General features: G+C 68.3%; 17 protein-coding genes and 2 pseudogenes. 10 read left to right on the top strand and 9 right to left on the bottom strand.

Annotation, left to right across the window (positions count from 1 at the left end; genetic code table 11):
* The first annotated feature begins 82 nt into the window (after positions 1-82).
* Together Q0263_RS11730 and Q0263_RS11725 are read left to right on the top strand one after the other, a co-directional pair.
* Entirely contained in the window at positions 83-964 is an 882-nt protein-coding gene (locus tag Q0263_RS11730) for a pirin family protein (protein WP_298016172.1), read from the top strand.
* Positions 965-1,045: 81 nt separating this feature from the next.
* Positions 1,046-2,029 (top strand): zinc-binding dehydrogenase, encoded by a 984-nt coding sequence (locus tag Q0263_RS11725; protein WP_298016170.1) that lies wholly within the window; start codon positions 1,046-1,048, stop codon positions 2,027-2,029.
* Here the strand turns inward: Q0263_RS11725 and Q0263_RS11720 are convergent.
* The 4 genes from Q0263_RS11720 to Q0263_RS11705 form a co-directional block, all read right to left on the bottom strand.
* Complete coding sequence (locus Q0263_RS11720) at positions 2,017-3,147, bottom strand: alkene reductase (RefSeq protein ID WP_298016168.1); 1,131 nt, start codon at positions 3,145-3,147, stop codon at positions 2,017-2,019. The two genes, Q0263_RS11725 and Q0263_RS11720, sit on opposite strands and share 13 nt — an antisense overlap.
* A 76-nt stretch (positions 3,148-3,223) precedes the next feature.
* Positions 3,224-3,544 carry a hypothetical protein gene (locus Q0263_RS11715; protein ID WP_298016166.1) on the bottom strand — a complete coding sequence of 107 codons (321 nt, stop codon included), beginning with the start codon at positions 3,542-3,544 and terminating at the stop codon, positions 3,224-3,226.
* The gene (locus tag Q0263_RS11710; RefSeq protein WP_298016164.1) at positions 3,541-4,908 is read right to left on the bottom strand and encodes an acyclic terpene utilization AtuA family protein; all 1,368 of its coding nucleotides are present in this window, start codon (positions 4,906-4,908) and stop codon (positions 3,541-3,543) included. Before Q0263_RS11710 ends, Q0263_RS11715 begins: the two co-directional genes overlap by 4 nt.
* A 27-nt stretch (positions 4,909-4,935) precedes the next feature.
* Positions 4,936-6,264, bottom strand: a complete 1,329-nt coding sequence (locus Q0263_RS11705) for a citrate:proton symporter (RefSeq protein WP_298016162.1) — start codon at positions 6,262-6,264, stop codon at positions 4,936-4,938.
* A gap of 125 nt (positions 6,265-6,389) precedes the next feature.
* On the opposite strand from Q0263_RS11705, the gene Q0263_RS11700 reads away from it, so the two are divergent.
* Positions 6,390-7,295, top strand: coding sequence for a LysR family transcriptional regulator (locus Q0263_RS11700; protein WP_298016160.1), 906 nt, complete (start codon positions 6,390-6,392; stop codon positions 7,293-7,295).
* On the opposite strand, the gene alkB is transcribed toward Q0263_RS11700, so the two are convergent.
* Entirely contained in the window at positions 7,273-7,923 is a 651-nt protein-coding gene (alkB, locus tag Q0263_RS11695; protein WP_298016158.1) for a DNA oxidative demethylase AlkB, read from the bottom strand. The genes Q0263_RS11700 and alkB overlap by 23 nt on opposite strands.
* Before the next feature lie 73 nt (positions 7,924-7,996).
* The gene (asnB, locus tag Q0263_RS11690) at positions 7,997-9,952 is read right to left on the bottom strand and encodes an asparagine synthase (glutamine-hydrolyzing) (protein ID WP_298016156.1); all 1,956 of its coding nucleotides are present in this window, start codon (positions 9,950-9,952) and stop codon (positions 7,997-7,999) included.
* Between the two features lie 103 nt (positions 9,953-10,055).
* On the opposite strand from asnB, the gene Q0263_RS11685 reads away from it, so the two are divergent.
* The 3 genes from Q0263_RS11685 to Q0263_RS11675 are packed head-to-tail and all read left to right on the top strand — an operon-like array spanning position 10,056 to position 14,894.
* Positions 10,056-11,411 carry a hypothetical protein gene (locus tag Q0263_RS11685; protein WP_298016154.1) on the top strand — a complete coding sequence of 452 codons (1,356 nt, stop codon included), beginning with the start codon at positions 10,056-10,058 and terminating at the stop codon, positions 11,409-11,411.
* Complete coding sequence (locus Q0263_RS11680) at positions 11,404-12,081, top strand: hypothetical protein (protein ID WP_298016152.1); 678 nt, start codon at positions 11,404-11,406, stop codon at positions 12,079-12,081. The genes Q0263_RS11685 and Q0263_RS11680 overlap by 8 nt, the downstream gene beginning before the upstream one ends.
* Positions 12,081-14,894 (top strand): ATP-binding protein, encoded by a 2,814-nt coding sequence (locus tag Q0263_RS11675; protein WP_298016150.1) that lies wholly within the window; start codon positions 12,081-12,083, stop codon positions 14,892-14,894. The genes Q0263_RS11680 and Q0263_RS11675 overlap by 1 nt, the downstream gene beginning before the upstream one ends.
* Before the next feature lie 231 nt (positions 14,895-15,125).
* On the opposite strand, the pseudogene Q0263_RS11670 reads toward Q0263_RS11675, so the two are convergent.
* A pseudogene (locus tag Q0263_RS11670) lies at positions 15,126-15,626 on the bottom strand (pirin-like C-terminal cupin domain-containing protein); the annotation flags it as partial.
* Positions 15,627-15,672: 46 nt separating this feature from the next.
* Here Q0263_RS11670 and Q0263_RS11665 point away from each other — a divergent pair.
* The 3 genes and pseudogenes from Q0263_RS11665 to Q0263_RS11655 form a co-directional block, all read left to right on the top strand.
* Positions 15,673-15,792: pseudogene (locus Q0263_RS11665) on the top strand (LysR family transcriptional regulator); the annotation flags it as partial.
* Between the two features lie 127 nt (positions 15,793-15,919).
* On the top strand, positions 15,920-16,534 hold the full coding sequence (locus Q0263_RS11660; RefSeq protein ID WP_298016148.1) for a nitroreductase family protein: 615 nt from the start codon (positions 15,920-15,922) through the stop codon (positions 16,532-16,534).
* Entirely contained in the window at positions 16,531-17,448 is a 918-nt protein-coding gene (locus tag Q0263_RS11655; protein WP_298016146.1) for an EamA family transporter, read from the top strand. Before Q0263_RS11660 ends, Q0263_RS11655 begins: the two co-directional genes overlap by 4 nt.
* Here Q0263_RS11655 and Q0263_RS11650 read toward each other — a convergent pair.
* The gene (locus Q0263_RS11650) at positions 17,430-17,903 is read right to left on the bottom strand and encodes a hypothetical protein (protein ID WP_298016144.1); all 474 of its coding nucleotides are present in this window, start codon (positions 17,901-17,903) and stop codon (positions 17,430-17,432) included. The two genes, Q0263_RS11655 and Q0263_RS11650, sit on opposite strands and share 19 nt — an antisense overlap.
* Positions 17,904-17,957: 54 nt before the next feature.
* Complete coding sequence (locus Q0263_RS11645; RefSeq protein ID WP_298016142.1) at positions 17,958-19,025, bottom strand: DMT family transporter; 1,068 nt, start codon at positions 19,023-19,025, stop codon at positions 17,958-17,960.
* A 194-nt stretch (positions 19,026-19,219) separates the two neighbouring features.
* Between Q0263_RS11645 and Q0263_RS11640 the strand changes: the two genes are divergently transcribed.
* Entirely contained in the window at positions 19,220-20,227 is a 1,008-nt protein-coding gene (locus tag Q0263_RS11640; protein WP_298016140.1) for a cytochrome D1 domain-containing protein, read from the top strand.
* The last annotated feature ends 53 nt before the right edge of the window (positions 20,228-20,280 follow it).

The following is a 20,280-nucleotide window of genomic DNA, read 5'->3' as shown; positions in this document are numbered from 1 at the left end:
GGACGCCCGCGCGGCGGCGCGCCACGCCGCCACGCGATATCATCGAGTCCTCCGCATCAATCCGACCACACGGGACACCGCCATGGACGCCACATTGCTCATCGACCGCCGCACGCACGATCTGGGGGGCGGATTCCTCGTCGGCCGCGTGCTGCCGTTTCGCAAGCGCCGGATGGTCGGCCCCTTCATCTTCTTCGATCACATGGGTCCGCTGGAGATCGCGCCGGGCGCGCCCCGCGAACTCGACGTCCGGCCGCACCCCCACATCGGCCTGTCCACCGTGACCTATCTGCACAGCGGCGCCATCACACACCGCGACAGCGTGGGATCGCTGCAGGAGATCCGTCCGGGCGAAGTCAACTGGATGACGGCCGGCAGCGGCATCACCCACAGCGAACGGCTGGAATACGCCCGCACCCACGGGGCCACCATGCACGGCATCCAGGCCTGGGTGGCGCTGCCCCGGGAAAACGAGGAAACGGCGCCGTCCTTCCATCACCACCAGGGCGCGGCGGACCTGCCCGAAATCCACGAAGACGGCGTGTCGGGCCGGCTGATCGCCGGATCGATCGACGGCGCCACGTCCCGGGTTCCCACGCACTCGCCGCTGTTCTATCTGCACTGGGACATGCAGGCGGGGGCGCGGCGCACGCTCAGCGCGCAATACCCCGAACGCGCAGTCTACGTCGTCAGCGGCGAAATCGAAATCGACGGCCACATCCTGCCCGAAGGCCGCATGATCGTCCTGGAACCCGGGCGCGACGCGCCGATCCTGGCGCGCCAGGCATCCACCGTCATGCTGCTGGGGGGCGAACCCGTCGGCGAGCGCTTCATCTTCTGGAATTTCGTATCCTCGTCCAAGGACAGGCTGGAGCAGGCCAGCGAGGACTGGCGCCAGCAGCGCATGACCCTGCCCGCGGGCGACGATCAGGAATTCATTCCCCTGCCCGAGGGCGCCGCCTGATCGGCCGGGTTCCGGCCTTCCCTTCAACCGGGCCGCCCGCTCGAATCCGGCGGCGGCCGCGTTCCTCCTTCCGGAGACACCATGCACCAGTACCAGGCCCAGGTCCGGGACGACCGGATCCACATCACCCGGCAAGACGCCGCGCTTCCCCTGCCCGGCCCGCGGCAATTGCTGGTGCGGGTCCAGGCGGCCGGCCTGAACCGGGGGGAAATCCTGGCGCTGCGCCAGGCCAAGGCCGGGTCCCCGGCCGCCGGCCTGGGCATCGAGGCGGCGGGCGAGATCGTGGCCGTCGGCGCGGACGGCGGCCCGTTCCAGGTCGGCCAGCGCGTCATGGGACGATGCAAGGGCGCATTCGCCGAACACGTGCTGCTGGACGCGCGCGATGCCATGCCGGTGCCCGACGCCCTGTCCTGGACCCAGGCGGCCGCCATCCCGATCGCCAGCATGGTGGTCTACGACATGCTGGTCATGCAGGGCCGTCTGGAGGCCGGGGAATGGCTGCTGGTCACGGGGATCTCCTCGGGCGTGGGGGTCGCCGCGCTGCAACTGGCCAAGGCTCTGGGCGCCCGGGTGATCGGCACGTCGGGCTCGACGGAAAAGCTTGCCGCCCTGAAAAAGGAAGGCCTGGACCTGGGCATCCAGACGCGCAGCCCCGATTTCCACGACGCCGTGATGAGCGCCACCGAAGGCCGCGGAGCGGATCTGGTCGTCAACATCGTCGGCGGCTCCGTGCTGGCCGAATGCGTGCGCTCCATGGCCTTCCAGGGGCGCCTGGCGACCGTGGGCTACGTGGACGGCGTCACCAGCGGCCCGCTGGACCTGGCCGCCCTGCACAGCCGGCGGCTGCAGCTCTTCGGCGTGTCCAGCAAGGGCCTGAACGCCGCGCAGCGCCAGGACATCGTCCAGGGGGTCATCCGCGACGTGTTGCCGCTGATCGCCGACGGCCGGATCCTGCCGGTCGTCGACCGGGTCTATCCGATGGAACAACTGGCGCAGGCCATCGAGCACCTGGAATCGAACGCGCAGTTGGGCAAGATCGTCGTATCCGGGGCTCAGGCCGGCTGAATGCTGCCCTCGACGTTCGGGTAGTCGACGTAGCCTTCGGCGCCGCCGCCGTAGAACGTCGCGCGATCCGCATCGGCCAGGGGCAGTCCCTCGCGCAGGCGCCGCACCAGGTCCGGATTGCTGATGTAGGGGCGGCCGAACGCGACCAGATCCGCCCGGCCCGAAGCCAGAGCCTGCTGCGCCAGATCCAGGTCGTAGCCGTTGTTCACCATCCAGGCGCCTCGCCCGCCGGCATCCCGGTAGGCGGCCCGCAGGGCGTCGTAATCGAAGGCCTGAAGGCCCTGCCGATAATCCCGATCGCCGCCAGTCGCGCCTTCGATGACGTGGATGTAGGACATGTCATGCCGGGCCAGGCCGCGCGCCACGTACTCGAACAGGGGCTGCGGTTCGGGGTCGGACAGATCGTTGGACGGCGTGACCGGCGACAGCCGGATGCCGGTGCGGCCCGGGCCGGTTTCCGTCGTCACGGCATCGACCACCTCCAGCAGCAGGCGGGCGCGATGGTCGATCGCCCCTCCGTAGGCGTCGCTGCGCCGATTGGCTCCGCGCCGCAGAAACTGGTCCAGCAGATAGCCGTTCGCGGCGTGGATCTCCACCCCGTCGAATCCCGCATCCAGCGCCGCGCGCGCGGCGCGGCGATAGTCCTGCACGATGCCCGGCAGTTCGGCGGCATCCAGGGCGCGGGGCATGGACGTCGGCACGAACCCGCCCCGCCCGTCGGCTCCGATCACGTAGGTCTTGCCATTGGCCTGGACGGCGGACGGCGCCACCGGCGCCTGGCCATCCGCCTGCAGGCTGACGTGCGACACCCGCCCGACGTGCCACAGCTGCACGACGATCCTGCCGCCCTGCGCATGCACCGCATCGGTCACCGTCCGCCAGCCGGCCAGGGCCTCGGCGGTATACAGGCCCGGAACGTCGGCATATCCCTGCCCCTGCCGGGTGATGGCCGTGCCCTCGGTGACGATCAGGCCCGCGCTCGCCCGCTGGGCATAATACCGGGCCGTCATGGGCAGGGGAACCGCGCGAGGGGAACGGTTTCGCGTCAGGGGGGCCATCACGATACGGTTGGCCAGCTTCAGGCCCGCCAGATCGAAGGCGTCGAACAGGGAAGTCATGCGAAGATACCTCGGTTGAAACGCAACAGTCTAACTGTACCTGTACCGCGCCCGACGCGTGCGGAAAGATCGGGAATCAAAGATCCAGATCCAGCAGGATGCTGCCCAAGGTCTTGCCGTGGGCGTCCAGCGCGAGCGAGCGCGTGACGCCGCCCCGCAGGACGCCCGCCACCACGAAATTCAGGGCATGGACGCGCGGCAGCTCGTACCGGCGCACCCGCAGCCGGACGGGAACGGCCTCTTTCGGAAAAAGCTTTTCAAGATAGGCCTGAACGCGTGCCTCGCTCAGCGCGGCGCACAGCCGCGGATAGTCGTCCGGCCGATAGGCGATCACGGAGATGTTGGAGGTGTCTCCCTTGTCCCCCGTCCGGGAATGAGCCAGTTGTCGAAGTTTCATGCCGATACCTCCAGATGCACGGAAACCCTGACCCGGTCCGCGGGCCAGAGCAGCGACGCGACGGCGACCACCTGGCGGACGGACTTGCCGGCCCCGCCGCCGCCGGCGGGGCCGTTGGTGTAGAGCGCCTCGACTTCACGGCCCACCTTGTCGGCGTCGAGCCGCTTGGCGCACCGCGCCGCGACACGCACGCGAACCTCCGGCGGCGAGGCCTGGAGACCGCTCAGGGCGTCGCCATACAAGGAATCCACGCCGATCAGATCGGCCCGGATCTCGTCCGCCTCCACGCCCACGATGGACAGGCGCTCCAGCACGATGTCCCTCGCCAGCCGCGCGCGTTCCAGGGCGCCCGGCCCGCCATAAGACATCTGTCCTTCGCCGATATACCCGTCCAGGTATCCGACGCTGACCTTCAGCGTGGAGGGCTTGGGATGTCCCGCCGCCCCTGCCGCGCGCACGCGATCGAAGGCGGACTCCTCGAAACCCACCCCGGAAAAATCGGCCACGACGTCGGGCGTGAGGTAGGCCGATGGGTCGTGGATTTCGTAGATGAGCTGCTCCGCGCACGTTTGCGTCGTCACCCGTCCGCCCGATCCGGGCACCTTGGTCACGGTGATCGCGCCATCGGCTGACACCTCGGCGATGGGAAATCCCAGGCGGGCGAGGTTCTGCACATCCTTGAAGCCCGGGTCGGCATGGTAGCCGCCGCTCACCTGTCCGGCGCACTCCAGCAGGTGCCCGACGAGCGTGCCTCGTCCGAGCGCATCCCAATCGTCCCAGTCCAGTCCGAACTCCAGCACCTGGGGCGCCAGGAACAAGGCCGGGTCGGCGACCCGCCCCGTCAGCACCACGTCCGCGTCCTCCCGCAGCGCCTGGACGATGCCGGCGGCCCCCAGATAGGCATTGGCGGAAACGAGTCGATCCCCAAGGTCCCGCGGCGTCACGCCGATGTCCAGCATGACGGATTCCTGTCCCTTGAGGGACTCGAGCACATCGTCGCCCAGGACGGCGGCGACTCTGAGCCCCCGGATACCGAGCTCCGAAGCGATCCTGCAGACTTCCCGGACGGCCCCCAAAGGGTTGGCCGCCCCCATGTTGCTGATCACGCGAAAGCGCCTGCGGCCGTGTTCGTCGCGCAGATGCGGCAGGACCGCTTTCATCCGGTCGGCCAGCAGGGGATCGAACCCCAGATCCGGATGGTGCAGGCGTTCCAGCTGGGCCAGCGCGATGGTCCGCTCCGCCAGGCATTCGAAGATCAGGTAGTCGATGTCGCCGTCGCGCGCCAATTCAACGGCGGGTTCGATCCGGTCGCCCGAATAGCCGGCGCCGGAACCGAGACGGATCGAACGTGTTGCGGTACTCATGTTTCATGCTCCATGGATATGCCGGCATCAAAGGGGGAAGAGCCCGAACGCCACGGCGGCAAAGGTCATCACCACGGAAATCGCCAGCAGGAACGGGATGGTGAAGCGCTGATGCACGCCGAGTTCCAGGCCGCACAGCCCGACCAGCAGGAAGGTGGCGGGCGTCAGGGGACTGACGGGAAAGCCGACCGTCATCTGGCCCAGCGCCGCCGCATGCGCCACTTCGACCGCCGTCCCGCCATGCGCCTGGACGACCTGGGCCAGCACCGGCATGACGCCGAAGTAAAAGGAGTCGGGGTCGAACAGCAGGCTCAGGGGCATGGAGATCAGTCCCAGGATGAACGGCAGGTGCGTGGCGGCCGCCGTCGGGACGTGATCGGCGGCGAAGACCGCCATGGCTTTCAGCATGCCCGTGCCGCTCATGATGCCGGTAAACACGCCAGCGGCAAGCAGGATGCTGGCCATGAGCAGCGCCGCCTTGGCGTGCGCGTCGATGCGCCGGCGCTGCTGGGCCGCGTCGGGGTAGTTGATGACCAGAGCCAGCACGGTCCCCGTCATGAAGCACACCACGGGCGCCACGATGCCGGAAATCATGGTGCCGATGACGGCGACCACCAGCAAGGCATTGATCCAGAACAGGCCCGGCCGGCGAGGATCGTCTTCAGGAGAGACCGGATCCGGGGACGACGGAGCGTCCGTCCCGGAGGACCCGAAGCCTTGCGCCTGCGCCGTCGCGGCGTCGGACCCGAGCGGGCGCTCGCAGCGCCGGCCCAGCCACCAGGCCGTCAGCAGCACCATCGCGAACCCGACCAACTGAACGGGCAGCAGCGGCAGATACAGATCGATCACGGGCACTTCGAGCGCGGCGGCGGCGCGCAGCACCGGCCCGCCCCACGGCAGCATGTTGCCGACTCCAGCCGCCATGGCGACGACGCAAGCGAGAATCCGCCGGTCGATCCGCAGGCGATCGTACAAGGGCAGCATGGCTGGAATCGTCACCATGAAAGTCACGGCCCCCGAGCCGTCCAGATGCACGATGGCCGCCAGTACGGCCGTGCCGAGCACGATGCGCGTGGGGCTGTCCCCCGCCATCTTCAGAACCCGGTTGATGATGGGGTCCAGCGTGCCGGCGTCCGTCAGGATGCCGAAGAACAGGATGGCAAAGACGAACATCCCGGCCACGGGCGCGATGTTCTTGATGCCCGCCACCATGAAGCCCCCGGTCTGCGGAGCGAATCCGCCGATCAATGCCGCAAGCACGGGCACCGCCGTCAAGGCCACCAGGGCCGACGTGCGGTTCGTCATGATGCCGATCAACAGCACCAGCACCGTCACCAGTCCCAAAAGCGCCAGCATGAGAAGTCTCCTGATATGAACGTCGGCTCGGGCCGACTGTTATGCGAATGATGGAGGCCACAGCTTAGGACCGATCATTTGATAATAAAATTGAATTTTTTATATCTCTGTAATTTGAAAAACAAATGAAACAAGGGTTCCGGCAGATCCGCGCCTTTCTGCAGGCCGCCGAATCGGGCAGCTTCACGCAAGCCGCATCGGCGCTGCACGTCTCGCAGCCGGCCCTGACCGTCCAGATCAGGCAGCTCGAAGAAGAACTCGGTGTCAGGCTGTTCGACCGGGACCGGCGCCGCGTCACCCTGACCCCCGAGGGACGCAACATGCTGGCGCCCCTGCAAAGGATCCTGGATGAATTCCAGAGCGCCGTGGCGCAGGCCCACGACCTGGCCGGGCTTCGACGCGGCCGGCTGACCGTGGCGGCGCTGCCTTCCATCGCGGCCGCATGGCTTCCCGATCTGATACGCGACTTCCGCGCGGTGCATCCGGGCATCGAGATCCGCGTCGCGGACGTCCCCGCCGCCCGGCTGCAGACGCTGGTCCGAGACGAAGAGGCCGATCTCGGGCTGGGTCCCTGGATCACCCGCGATCGCGCGCTGCGCTTCGAGGCATTGCTGGAGGACCGGATGCACGTCTTCTTTCCCGCCGGCCACGCGCTGACGGTCAGCCGGCAGCCGACCCTGAAGGGCCTGGCCCGCTATCCGCATATCGTGACCAGCCCGGGCACCAGCGTTCGCGAGGCGCTTCATCGCGCGCTGGAAGACGGCGGCCTGGACATCGAAGTCGCGTGCGAGGTCGCCTATCTCTCCACGGCCATCGGCATGGTGCGGGCGGGCCTGGGAATCGCGATTCTCCCCCTGTCCACGCTGTCCGCGGCGTCCTGCCAGGGACTGGAACACAGGCCCGTCGCCAACGCGCACCTCAGGCGCCGTCTGGGGCTGATCACCGCCAAACGGAAAACGCCGTCGCCGGCCGCCCGGGCCTTCATCGCCGCACTGCAGGCCGCCCGGATCAGCCGGCCTTGCGGAACGTGAGATTGATCCGCTGACTGCCCAGCCGTTCATGGGGCGCGTCGGCCAGGGCCATGACGCCGTGATACCGCAGGCGATCGTCGCCGCCCCAGACGGCCACGTCGCCGTGGTACAGGGACGCCTTGAACGCCCGATCTCCGCGCTCCAGGCCGCCGAACAGGAAAATCGCCGTCATGCCCAGCGACACGGACACGATGGGGGCGCTGAAATCGCGTTCGTTTTTGTCCTGATGCAGCGACAGCCGCGTGCCGGGCAGATACTGGTTGATCAGGCAGGCGTCCGGCTCGAAGTCCGGAAAACCGGCATCGGCGGCGGCCTGCCGCGCCAGTCGCGCGAAGCATGCGGGCATGGCCGGCCAGGGCCGTCCGGCCGCAGGATCCAGGCCGCCATAGCGGTAGCCGCGCCGGTCGGACGTCCATCCCAGCGCGCCGCAATTGGTGGAAGCCACCGCGATCGTCAGGCCGCCGGGCGTCACCATCCGGCGAAACGGCGCCTGAGCGACGACGGCATCCAGGGCGTCCAGCAGTTCATCGACGCAGGACAGGGCACGGCCCCGCAGGATGACGGCTTGCGGCCCCATCCAGTCGCGATCGCCTTCGGCGGGACCGCCGAACAGATCCAGCGTCGTCATGCCGGGCTTCCCGAATCCGCGGCGACGGAATCCGAAGCGTTCCCGGCGATGCCGCTGAGGAATGCGCGGGGACTCATGATTCCGCCAGCCATGCCTGGAACATCAACACTCCCCACAGGCGGTACTGCCAGTCGCGCCGCCCCGAGAGGTGCTCCTCCCATTTCCGCCGGATGGGAACCGGGTCCAGGAAGCCTTCCCGGCGCAGGCGCGATTCATCCAGCAGGCTTTCCGCCCAGTCGCGCAGGGGGCCGCGCAGCCAGTGGTCGACCGGCACGCCGAAGCCCATCTTGGGCCGCTCGATCAGGGTCCTGGGGACATGCCGGTACAACACCTGGCGCAAGATCCATTTGGTTGCGCCGTCGCGCACTTTCAGCGACTGCGGCAGGCGCCAGGCGAATTCCACGACCCGGTGGTCCAGGAAAGGCACGCGGCTTTCCAGGGAAACGCCCATGGCGGCGCGATCGACCTTGACCAGGATGTCGTCCGGCAGGTACATGAGGGCGTCCAGGGCCATCAGGCGCTGCATGGGATCCAGGCCTTCGAGTTCCAGCGGCCGGCCGCGCAGGCTGGTCAGGGGTTCGCGCCCGCCCAGCACCAGATCGGCGGGATCCCAGCGCGAAATCGACTCCAGATACAGATCGTCCACGCGCCGGGCAGCCAGCGCGCCGGCCGCCCGATGCAGCTTCTCGCCCAGATGAGCCTTGCGCAGGGAATGGGGCATCAGCGGGCGCGCGGGCCCGAACACGGCCTGCCAGGCATCCGGCGACAGGGCGCGCAGGCCGGCGGCCGCCATGCGGCGAACCCCGTAAGGCAGGCGGCTCACCCGGGCCCAGCGCTGGCTGTTGCGCGCATAGCGGCCGTATCCGGCGAACAGTTCGTCCCCCGCATCGCCCGACAGGGACACCGTCACCTGCTGGCGGGCCAGCTGCGACACCAGGAAGGTCGGAATCTGCGAAGAATCGGCGAAGGGCTCGCAGTACAGGCCGGGCAGCCGGGGAATGACGTCCAGCGCCTGCTGGGGAGTCACGTAGAGTTCGGTGTGGTCGGTGCCCAGGTGGCGGGCCACGGCCAGGGCATGCTCGGCCTCGTTGTAGTCGTCTTCGTGAAAGCCGATGGAGAAGGTTTTCACCGGACGTCCCGACTGCGCCTGCATCAGCGCCACCACCGTGGACGAATCGATGCCGCCCGACAGAAAGGCGCCCAGGGGCACGTCCGCCATCATCTGCTGGCTGACGGCGGACTTCAGCAGTTCTTCCAGCGCATCGGTCGCCTGTTCGGCGGAGCCGGAAAAAGGCGTCCGCACGCCGGCGACCGCCACATCGGCCAGCGACCAGTAGGCTTCGATCCGCGGTTCGCGCCGGCGCTGCGAGACGGTCAGCAGACAGCCGGCGGGCAGCTTGAAGATATCCCGGTAGATGGAATGCGGGGCCGGGATGTAGTTGTGGCGCATGAGCAGGCACAGCGCGTCCCGGTCGATGTCGGCCGTGAAGCGCGGATGCGCCTTCAAGGCCTTGAGTTCCGAGCCGAACAGAAAGCAGGTGGCGTCCCCCTGACCCTGCCAGCCGTAATACAGCGGCTTCTCGCCCAGGCGGTCCCGCCCCAGGGTCAGAGCCTGCTCCTGGCGGTCCCAGACGGCGAAGGCGAACATGCCGATGCAGCGTTCGACGGTCGCCCGGATCCCCCAGGCGACAAAACCGGCCAACAGGGTTTCGGTGTCGGAATGCCCCCGCCAGTCCGTGAAGCCGGCGGCCTGCAGTTCGCGCCGCAGATCCCGGTGGTTGTAGATCTCGCCGTTGAAGACGATCATGTACCGGCCGCCGGCGCTGGCCATGGGCTGGTGGCCCGCGGGCGACAGATCCACGATCGACAGGCGCCGATGGGCCAGGCCGATGCCGCAGGCATCCGCCCACACGCCGGCATCGTCGGGGCCGCGCGACACGATGGTATCGGCCATGCGCCCCAGGACGGCCGCAGCCTCGTCGCCGTTGCCGCTACGCGCACTTTCCAGAAATCCCACCAAACCGCACATCCGGCATTCCCCTTGACTCTTCGATTCCGAGGTTTCCGACCGGCCCGCCCGGACCTGTCGGCAAGGTATTTTAAAGCGGGCGGACCCGCGAATTGAATCAAGTATGATTCGCCAGATGATCACCCAGGATTCCACCCCGGCCGCCGAGGCCGTTTCTTTTGCCGACGACACCGACGGCAGCTCATTCGAAGCTTACTTCCGCGATCCGGCCCTGGCGGCCGAATCGCCTCTGGCATGGCGGCTGGGCCAGCGGCTGGCGGCGCTGGACGCCTTGCGCGGCCTGTTGTCCGGCGGTCAGGCGACGGCGCAGCTGCGGTTATGGGTATTCCTGGAACTGGCCGCCCTGCCCCGGGGCCGCCTGCAGCGCGACGATCTGAACCAGGCGTTTTTCAGCCTGCGGCCCGAGGCGCTGGACGCAAGTCTCAAGCGTCTGCGCGACCTGGATCTGCTGATCTGGGACGCCACCGCGCAGGACTACCACCTGTCGCCCCTGGCCCAGCAGCTGCAAGGCCTGCTGGCGCCGCTCGCCCGCGCGACGGACGAGGACGACGAGATGGCCGCCCTGCTGTCCCAGGTGGCGGGCGCCCAGGCGCTGGGCCTCTCCGATCCAGGCCAGATCCAGCATCTGCACGCGCAGCTGGCGCGGCGCTACGACGAGTTCGCCGACGTCATCGCCAGCGGCTCGGAAGCCCGGCTGCGCGAAGCCCAACCCCGTTTCGAGCGGGCTCTGGCCCTGGTCGAGCGCGCCGGCGAAGCCCTGACGGCGCTGATCCGCAGCGATCATGACGATCCGCGTCTGGAACGCGAGGCCCGGGCGCTGGGCGGCGGCCAGGCGCGGCTCCTGTCGATGGCGAGCCAGTTCAACCGGGCGCTGCAGCAGGCCGACCGCCAGCGCGTCACGCTGGGCACCACCGGCATCACCAGTTCCGATGTCCGGCAATGGCTGCAGTCCCGGGGGGCGCTGCACGAACTGCTGGGCGACGCGCTCTCGGTCAATCCGCAGCCCGTCTTCATCAGCGGCCATGAGCTGGTGGACGTCGCCGAAGGCGAGTTCGAGCGCGACCGGCCCGACCCGCGGCGCAGCCAGGGCCTGCCGCCGGCCGCCCAAGCCGCATCCGGCACCCTGGAAACCCTGAGCATGCCGCAGGAACTGGAAGATCTGATTGCCCAGCTGGGCGACTGGACGGCGACGGCCACGGCCGAGGACGCCGCCGTGCCGCGCCCCATCGGCCAGGCCGTGCTGGGCGGCCGCTACGCCCAGGCGGCCTACCGCCTGCAATTGCTGCCCCTGCTGGGCGACCGGCAGGCCCGCGCGCTGAAAGGCCTGACGGGCGATCTGGCGCGTTCCGCCTGGCGCGCTGTGCTGCTGCCCGAGATCGCCGCCGTGCAGGACCCTTATGTCGCGGCCCTGAGCGCCGGCCGCCTCGAACCCGACACCCCGGATGACACTCATGCATGATGCTTTGGACGCCGCCGCCCTGCTGGCCGCCGAATTGCTGGCCCGCCGCTGGCTGCCCCGGCAGCACCCGCGCGTGCGCCGCGCCCTGATCGACGCCGAAGTCTGGCAAGCGGTGCAGGACCGCCTGGCCCAGGTGGGGCTGCGCCTGGTGGACAACATCCACGCCGACCACGTCGCGGTCGCCCTGCTGCGCAGCGCCGAAACCGCCGTCTTCGGCGAAACGGGCCTGAACGCCAACAACAACGCGCATCTGCCGCGCGATGCCGTCTCGCTGCTGGTGCTGCTGTGGTCGCTGATCGTGCTGCCCAAGCGCGAACGCCAAGCCGCGCGGGCGGCCACGGCCGACGCCGATCCCCAGGCCGACATGTTCGCCGCCGAACGCCCGCTGCCCAGCGCCGCCAGCGTCAGCCCCACGGTATCGTACAAGGCGCTGCTGGCCGATTTCGGCCCGCAGCTGGGCCGCAAGACCCGCATGGACGGCAATCTGAAGCGCCTGGAGAATCGCGGTTTCATCGCGCGCCATGGCGACGACATCGCGGAAGGGCCGCTGCTGGACCTGCTCCTGGACTACGACGCGCTGGCGCCGCGCATCCTGGAAGGCGCGCTGGGCGACGTGCTGGCCCGCACCCGGCAACAGGCCGGCGCCGACGACTCAAAGGACGATCTCTGATGTTCCACCTGCAATCCCTGGAACTGCTGCAGTGGGACTACTGCCAGCGCCTGACCCTGCCCCTGGACGGCGCCATCATCACGGTGGCGGGTCCCAATGGATCGGGCAAGACCACCCTGCTGGACGCCATGCGCACCCTGCTGGGGCTGGACTGTTCGGGCGGGCGCAACTACAAGACCTATGCGCGGCACGCCAACGCCGACACGACCTGGCTGCGCGCCGTGGTCGACAATCGGCCGCATACCCGCCAGACCTCCAGCCGGCCCTTCGCCCGCAACCTGCTGTACGCCGACCAGGTGACGCTGGCCTGCCGCATCGACCGCAACGGCGGCGACTGGCAGCGCCGCTACCTGATGGCCGACGGCGACGTGCCCATCGAAACCCTGATCCAGTCTGCCGACAAGGACTGGCTGGGCATCGAGCACTGGCGCAAGCGCCTGGAAGGCGCCGGGCTGTCGCGGGCCATCGCCCGCGTGCTGGCGCTGGAGCAAGGGCAGACCGACCGGCTCTGCGAATATTCCCCCAAGGAACTGCTGCGCCTGGTCTTCGACGTGTTCGGCGATCAGGAAGTGCTGGACCGCTACGAAGAAGCCCGCCGCCACCTGCGCGACCAGGAAGCCGAAGTGGAACAGGCCGAGCGCGAACTCTCGCACGGCCGCGCCCAATTGGCGGAACTGGAAGCCCGCGTCAATCTGTACCGCCAGCATCAGGGCAAGCTGCGCGAACGCGAGATCCTGGCCGCTGAAGTCATCCCGGTGCTGGACTGGCACGAAGCCCGCCGCGACATCGCCGCGCGTCTGGCGGAACTGCACCGCCAGCGCCTGCACCAGTCCGGCCAGCGGCGGCAGCGATCCCAGGACCGGCAGCGCCTGCTGCAATTGCTGGATGAACGCCAGATGCTCGACGCGCGCGTGCGCCAGCTGGAACAGGACAGGGACGGCGCCCTGAGCGCCCAGCAGCAGGCCAGGGAGGCCGAGCGTCCCGTCGAAGAACTGGTCAGGCACGCCGAAGAACTGCGGAAACTGGCCGCCATCGAAGGCGACAGCGCGCAACTGGCGGACCGCGTGCGCGAACTGGAACAGCGGAACACGGAACTCGGCGGCCGTTGGCATGCCGCCAGCGCGCAACGCAGCCAGCTGCAGTCCGACCTGGATGATCTGCAGGGCCAGCGCCAATCGCCCACGCCGCCCGAAGTCCAGCGCTTCCAGCGCCTGCTGCGCCAGCACCAGATCGATCATCACCTGATGGCGGACGTGATCGACATCACCGATCCGCAATGGCGGGCCGCAGCCGAAGGCGTGCTGCGCGCGGCCCGCTGGGTCGTGGTCCTGCACACGCCCGGCGACGAGGGCCGCGCCATGGCGCTGGCGGAAAAAGAACGCTATCGGCACTATCTGGTGGCGGAATCGGCGCCCGCCCCCGCCAAGCCGCCGCCCGACAGCCTGCTGGCCGTCCTGCGATTCTCCGACACGGCCCCGGCCTGGCTGCTGCAGCAACTGGCCCAGATCCAGCGCGTCGCCAACACCCAGGCCGGCGCGCGGCTCGGCGGCGAGTGGATCACGCCGGAAGCCTACTGGCGCGACCGCCGGGGCGGGCGCAGCGTCTGGGTCGATCCCTCGCAGCACCAGTTCGGCGCCGCCGCCCTGGCGGCCCGTTCAGAAGCCATCCGGCAGCAACTGGAGCAACTGGACCGGCAACTGACCGAACTGGCTCAAGAGGAACAGGCCTTGCGCCGCCAACTGGACGCCGCCCGCCAGGCGGGCCAGGGGCGCCTGGCCGCCGCGGAACTGGCGGAACGCAGCGATGCCTTCGAACGAGCCCGCCAGCAATGGCCGGCCCTGAAGCAGGCGCGCCAAAGCGCCAGCGAACGCTGGGCGACGCTGGAAACCGAACTCAAGCAGGCCATCATTGCGCGAACCCAGACCAGCGACCGCTATGACGCTTTGCAGTCGCGCCTGTCCGACGGCGATCGCGACGCGGAACGCGCCGAACGCGACTGGCAGGTCCGCCGCCACGAACAGCAGAGCCGGGCCGCCGCGTCGAAGCAGCGAAAGCGGGACTTCCCCGCGACCTGGATCACTCCGGCCCGGATCAAGTCCCTGGTGGAGCATTATCAGTACGCCAAGCTGGCCAGGCTGCGCGGCGAAGCCATCGAACAGGAATTGCGGGAAGGCCAGTGGGAAACCGACGGCACGGTGGAAGACAAGCAGATCCTGATGCAGGCCACCGTCGGCGACCAGGAATCCCGGCTGTCCACCTGCAAGGCCCGCAACGCGGCGGCCACCACCGCCGTGGACAATGCCCGGGAACGCTACATCGACGTGCTGCGCACCACCGTGCGCCGCTACCGGCGCAACATCACCGAACTGGGCGAACTGGCCGGCGTGGAGGTCAATGCCGACATGCCGCACCTGGACAACGACGACACGGTGCTGCGCCAGGCCGAACTGAAGGTCAGTTTCAATTTCGACGGCAAGGGCAGCATCGGCCTGAACGACGGCGAAGCGTCCGGCGGCCAGCAGGTGATCAAATCCCTGATCCTGCTGGTGGGGCTGCTGAAGGACGATGAAATGTCCGGCGGTTTCGTCTTCATCGACGAGCCCTTCGCCCACCTGGACGTGCGCAACATCCAGCTGGTGGGCCACTTCCTGAAATCCACCCGCGCCCAGTACGTGCTGACGACCCCGATCACCCACAACGTGGAAGTCTTCGAGCCGGCCGACATTACGCTGGTGACCAGCAAGAAGCCGCGCGACGCCCGCTGGGCGCCGCCGATCGGGGTCCTGCAGCGCCGGGCGGAAGCCGTGGCCTGAGACACCGCCCGCATCGATGCGGCGCCTCGCCGGGCCGCCCGTCCGGGGCCCGGATCACCGTCGCTGGGAATCCAGGGCTTCGCCGTTCTTCGCGACGTCCTGCGCCTTGGCGTAGCTCTCGATCAGCAGCTGATATGCCGGGAAGATCCGGGTGTAGACCTGGGCCCATTCCAGAGCGTCCTCGCGGTTCCAGGTCTTCTGCAGCTCGGACGCCACGGCGCCGGTGTCCATGGGCACCACGCCCGCCAGCCGCCCGTGCTTGAAGTCGTCGAAGGCCTGGACGATCTCCTCTTCGCTGTTCATGACGAAGGGGCCATAGCCCACGATGGGCTCGTCGATCGGCTCTCCGCTCAGCACCAGCAGCACCGCGTCGGTGTTGGCCTCGATCGAGACATCCCGGCCGACGCGATCGAACTCCACCATCTGCCCTTCTCGGGCGATGACATCGCCATTGACCAGGACCGTGCCGTGCAGCACGGCGATCGACCCGGTCCAGCCATCGGGCAGCGCCAGCGAACCGTGACCGTCGCTCACAAGGCGCAGATCCCACACGTTCATGGGGCTGCGGGTCCTTGCCGGCCCCTGGCGCCCGTCGCAGGCGCCGGCGATGACGCGCACCGACCCGGCGCCGCCGGGAAGATCGACCACCGGAACATCCGCATTCCGGATCGCCTGGTAAGCGGGCGGCGTCATCTTGTCCCGAGCGGGCAGATTGACCCACAGCTGAACCATTGTGCGGCAGCGAGGCCTGCCCGCATCGCCCGCCGAGCTCGACGACTGGGCTCCGCGCAGGGAAATCATCCACGCGGTATTTCCCTCGCGCCGAGGGCTTCTGCCCTCGGTCCGGCTGCTGATCGACTATCTCGCGCAGCGCTTCGACGCGCTGGCGGACGATTGACTGGATCGGAACGGGCGCGGATCAATTATTCACTGTTAGTTGAATATCCATCAATCATGACGGGAATTATCATTCCAGATTCGACTAAATACACTGGCGGCTGACATCCAACATCCGGGAGCCCGCCATGACCCATCCAGCCATCGCCTTGATCCAGCAACGATTTTCCGGCAACCGCTTCGACGAATCGCACGACATGGAAGACGATCTGATCCGGCAACTGGTCGACCTCGCCACACGGGCGCCCAGCGCCTACAACCTGCAGAACTGGCGCTACATCGCCGTGCGCGCGACGCCGTCCAAACGCCGCCTGTGCGAACTGGCCTACGGGCAGACCAAGGTGTCCGCCGCCGCCGTCACCTTCATCGTCTGCGGCCTGCCGCCCGACCCGCAGGCGCTCGGCCGCCGGCTCCAGCCTTTCGTGGATACCGGACACATGCCGGCCTCGATGGCGGCTTCCTGGCAGGACGATGTGCGCAAAAAGTATGCGGATCCCGGCGCCGCCCGGGATGAGGCCATCCGGTCCGCCTCGCTGGGCGCGGCGACGCTGATCCACGCCGCCTCGGCGCTGGGCCTGGCCTCCAGCCCCATGACCGGCTTCGACGAGGCCGGCGTCCGCCGCGCCTTCAAGCTGGCCGATGAGGAACTGCCCGTCATGCTGGTGCCCGTGGGCCGCGCCGCGCCCGGAAACTGGCCGCAGAAACCGCGCCGGCCGCTCTCCGAAGTGCTGGAGATCGCATGAGAACCTCAACGCCCGACCTGCTGCTGACCGCCAGCGCCCCGGCCATCTGGGGCAGCACCTACATCGTCACCACGGAATTCCTGCCGGGCTTCGATCCCATGGCGGTCGCGCTGCTGCGCGCGCTGCCCGCGGGACTGCTGCTGCTCCTGATCGCGCGACGCCTGCCCACCGGCATCTGGTGGCTGCGCAGCCTGGTGCTGGGCGCGTTGAACATCTCCATTTTCCTGAGTCTGCTGTTCGTCGCGGCCTACCGGCTGCCAGGCGGGGTCGCCGCGACCGTGGGCGCGATCCAGCCCCTGATCGTCGCCCTGATCGCCCCCGCGTTGCTGGCCACCCGCCCGCGCATGGCATCGCTGCTGGCCGGACTGGCGGGCATCGCAGGCGTGGGCCTGCTGGTCCTGGGCCCCGGCGCGGATCTGGACGGGCTGGGCATCGCCGCCGGGCTGGCCGGCGCCGTGTCCATGGCGCTGGGCAACGTCCTGGCCCGGAAGTGGCAGGCGCAGGTGCCGATGCTGACCATGACCGCCTGGCAGCTCTGCCTGGGCGGCCTGTTGCTGGTCCCTGTGGTGCTGGTGTCCGGCCCCGCCCTGCCCGCGCCCACCGCGGGCAATCTGCTGGGCCTGGCCTGGTTGAGCCTGGTCGGCGCCGCCCTGACCTACGCGCTCTGGTTCAGAGGCATCGGCCGGCTCAGCCCCGTCGCGGTGTCCTCATTGCTGTTCCTGAGCCCCGTGACGGCGGCCATCCTGGGATGGCTCTTCCTGGATCAGGCGCTCAGCCCGCCGCAGCTCGCCGGGATGGCGATCGTCGCGGCCAGCGTGTGGCTGGGCACGAGGCCCGAAAAGGAAAGCGGCGCCGGGCGGGCGATCGCTTTCCGAAAGATCAAGCGGGCCGACGGTCAATCGTCGTCGTCATAGTCGCCGTAATAGGAGCGGCGGTATTCTTTCCACGCCCGTTCCTGATGCTTGCGCCAGCGCTTCTGGGCATGCTTGTAGGCATGCTGGTCGTAATAATAGGGCACGCCGGGCACGTAGACCGGATCCGGAACCACGACCACGCGCGGAGGAGGAGGCGGCGGCGCATAGTACACGGGAGGGCCTCCGAAAACGACGCCCGGGATGCCGATGCCAATGCTCAGATCCACGCCGCCCGCCCACGCCATCGGGGCTGCCGCCGATAGTCCCAGCGCCAGCGCCGCTACAGATATCGCTTTTCTCATCAGCCGTCTGCCAACAAATTGAGGTAGCGCCATTGTCGTGCAAGCGCGGACGAACGGGCGGGCAATGTACGTCAAGTTATTACCCGATCCCGCGTCTCCTTCGCCCGCGGTACAAACATTCACTTTTATTGCCTGAAAATACAGAATGTTCATGGCGCGATGTGGCGCCCGGGCCACTCGGGCCGCGGCCGGAACCCGCCTTACGCCTTACGTATGCCGATGCCGGTGATGGATGTCCGGATAGTGCGGATGGCTGTGCGTCAGCGGCGCGTGGGTGTGCTCATGCGTATGGGGCTCGCGCCCGTCCCACGGGAAATCGTGAGCATGCTGATGGTGGGCGTCGTGCACGTGACGGTGCGTGTGCGTCATGGATTCATGCGTATGCGGATGTTCGTGGCGTTCGGTCAGGTGCAGCCACACGCCTGCCGCCATCAGCAGCGCGGCCGCCCAGAACATCCAGGACGGATGCTCGCCGAATCCGAGAACCGCCACGGCGGCGCCGATGAAGGGCGCGGTGGAAAAGTACGCGCCCGTCCGGGCCGTCCCCAGGCCGCGCAAGGCAAGGACGAACAGCACCAGGCTCACCCCGTAGCCCAGGAAACCGACGACCATGGCAAGCCCGACGAACGGCGCCTGCGGCCACTCGGCGCCCAGCCACAGCGCCATGCCGACATTCACGACACCCGCGCTCAGACCCTTGAACCCGGCCACGAAAAGCGCGTCGGTGGCCGACACCTTGCGCGTGAAGTTGTTGTCCAGCGCCCAGCACAGGCAAGCGGCCGCCACCAGGGCTCCGCCCGCGTCGAACGAGGCGCTGTCGGCCACCCCCGGCAACGCGAGGGCGACCGCGCCCAGGACGATCAGCGCCATGCCGGCGACGATGCGCCGGTCCGCGTTCTCGCGGAACACCACCCAGGCGAGCACCGCCGTGAGCACGGCTTCCAGATTCAGCAAGAGGGAAGCCGCCGACGCCGACGTGCGGGTCAGGCCCAGCAACAGGGCCACCGGCCCCAGCACGCCGCCGAAGCCGACGGCCAGCAGCAGCCACAGCCATTCGGAACCCGGCATGGCGGGCGCCCGCCATCCTCGGTCCCGCAGCAGCCTGACCAGCCCCAGGCCGACGCCGCTGCCCAGATACAGCAGGCCCGCAAGCAGCACGGGAGAGCCGCCGTGCAGCAGCGCCTTGGCGATGGGCGTGCTCAGGCCAAAGAGCACGGCTGCGCCGAGCGCCGCCAGCACGGCCGGCGAACGCGGCGAGAAAGAATGCATCATCATCCGGACCTCTCTGAAAGCAAGGCAACCGCGCAAGGATGCCATCGCGACAGTTATACAACGACCGCCCCGCCTGCCGCCTCATGACAATTTTGTCATCGAACCGCCATGCTGCCGACAGAACCCGGCCCCTAAGATGCGGAGCACGGCACGAACTTCGTTGAACGAGCCGCGTCCAGTCACCTTCAGGAGTCACGATGGCATCGAACAATCATCTGCAAACCTCATCCATCCATTCCCGTCGGTCCGCGTATCGCTGCGCCCTGGTCGTCGCGCTCTGCGCAGCGGCTTCCTGCGCGCAGGCGGCAACGGCCTCCGATCTTTTTCCTCAGCCTGTCTACGTCACGGTCACCAAGGCCAACGCCGTGGAAGAAATGGCGACGTCCAGGACGATGGACGGCCTGCCCACCGCCCATTACGACGCCATTTCGGCCGACGGCACGCTGTTGCTGACGAGCAGCAGAGACCAGACCGAGGCTTATCTGACCGACGCTCGAAGCGGAAAGAAGCTCGCAAGCTACGAAATCGGCAAAGTGCCTCAAGGCGTTGCGATCAGCCCTGACGGGCGCTGGGGCATGGCCGTGGCGGCCGGCGAAAACACCGTGTCGATCATCGATCTGAAAACCAGGAAGCGGGTCAAGACGATCATCGTCGGCAAAACGCCCCACAACGTGCGATTCACCCATGACAGCCGGATCGCTTACGTGACCCTGCAAGGGGGGACCGGCGTCGCGGTGGTGGACATGGCATCCCTCAAGAAAGTGGACGAAATCCCCGTGCCCGGCGTCAAGGGCCCCCACAATCTGGACCTCTCGCCCGACGAAAAGACGCTCTGGGTGCGCGACTTCGTCGGCAAGGTCGCCGCCGTGGACATCGCTTCGCGCAAGGTGGAAGCGGTCATCCCCGTCGGTCGGGGCCATGGAGGCATCGACGTCACGCCCGGCGGCAGATACGTGGTCACCGGCGCAATCGCGGATCATCTCGTCGACGTCATCGACCCCAAGACCCTGAAGGTCGTCAAGCGCATCGACGTCGGCCAGGGGCCGCACGGCGTGCGGGCCAGCGCGGACGGACGCTGGATATACGCCTCCGTCACCGGCACCAACCGGATCGCCGTCATCGATGCGAACACGCTGACTGTCGCCAGGCAGGTGCCCACGAGCGGCGAAGTGCCCTTCTGGCTCTCCGTCCTGGGCAACGATTAGCCCCCGCCGATCGCCAGGGCTGCGCTTCGCGGCGCCGCCCCCGGCAAAAACAG

The organism is uncultured Castellaniella sp. (assembly GCF_937988725.1).
Lineage (GTDB): Bacteria > Pseudomonadota > Gammaproteobacteria > Burkholderiales > Burkholderiaceae_B > Castellaniella.
Note: the sequence above shows the minus strand (reverse complement) of the source record. Positions and strands in the feature narration are given on the sequence as shown.

Bases quoted from the DNA above. Each gene is read 5' to 3' on its own strand.
- alkB (WP_298016158.1), bottom strand. From the start codon at position 7,923: ATGACGACGCTGGATCTGTTCGGCGGTCCCGCCGAAGGCGATCGCGAC.
- Q0263_RS11645 (WP_298016142.1), bottom strand. From the start codon at position 19,025: ATGATGATGCATTCTTTCTCGCCGCGTTCGCCGGCCGTGCTGGCGGCG.
- Q0263_RS11725 (WP_298016170.1), top strand. From the start codon at position 1,046: ATGCACCAGTACCAGGCCCAGGTCCGGGACGACCGGATCCACATCACC.
- Q0263_RS11660 (WP_298016148.1), top strand. From the start codon at position 15,920: ATGACCCATCCAGCCATCGCCTTGATCCAGCAACGATTTTCCGGCAAC.
- Q0263_RS11685 (WP_298016154.1), top strand. From the start codon at position 10,056: ATGATTCGCCAGATGATCACCCAGGATTCCACCCCGGCCGCCGAGGCC.
- Q0263_RS11650 (WP_298016144.1), bottom strand. From the start codon at position 17,903: ATGAACATTCTGTATTTTCAGGCAATAAAAGTGAATGTTTGTACCGCG.
- Q0263_RS11655 (WP_298016146.1), top strand. From the start codon at position 16,531: ATGAGAACCTCAACGCCCGACCTGCTGCTGACCGCCAGCGCCCCGGCC.
- Q0263_RS11680 (WP_298016152.1), top strand. From the start codon at position 11,404: ATGCATGATGCTTTGGACGCCGCCGCCCTGCTGGCCGCCGAATTGCTG.
- Q0263_RS11710 (WP_298016164.1), bottom strand. From the start codon at position 4,908: ATGAGTACCGCAACACGTTCGATCCGTCTCGGTTCCGGCGCCGGCTAT.
- Q0263_RS11720 (WP_298016168.1), bottom strand. From the start codon at position 3,147: ATGACTTCCCTGTTCGACGCCTTCGATCTGGCGGGCCTGAAGCTGGCC.
- Q0263_RS11705 (WP_298016162.1), bottom strand. From the start codon at position 6,264: ATGCTGGCGCTTTTGGGACTGGTGACGGTGCTGGTGCTGTTGATCGGC.
- Q0263_RS11675 (WP_298016150.1), top strand. From the start codon at position 12,081: ATGTTCCACCTGCAATCCCTGGAACTGCTGCAGTGGGACTACTGCCAG.
- Q0263_RS11700 (WP_298016160.1), top strand. From the start codon at position 6,390: ATGAAACAAGGGTTCCGGCAGATCCGCGCCTTTCTGCAGGCCGCCGAA.
- Q0263_RS11730 (WP_298016172.1), top strand. From the start codon at position 83: ATGGACGCCACATTGCTCATCGACCGCCGCACGCACGATCTGGGGGGC.
- asnB (WP_298016156.1), bottom strand. From the start codon at position 9,952: ATGTGCGGTTTGGTGGGATTTCTGGAAAGTGCGCGTAGCGGCAACGGC.
- Q0263_RS11640 (WP_298016140.1), top strand. From the start codon at position 19,220: ATGGCATCGAACAATCATCTGCAAACCTCATCCATCCATTCCCGTCGG.
- Q0263_RS11715 (WP_298016166.1), bottom strand. From the start codon at position 3,544: ATGAAACTTCGACAACTGGCTCATTCCCGGACGGGGGACAAGGGAGAC.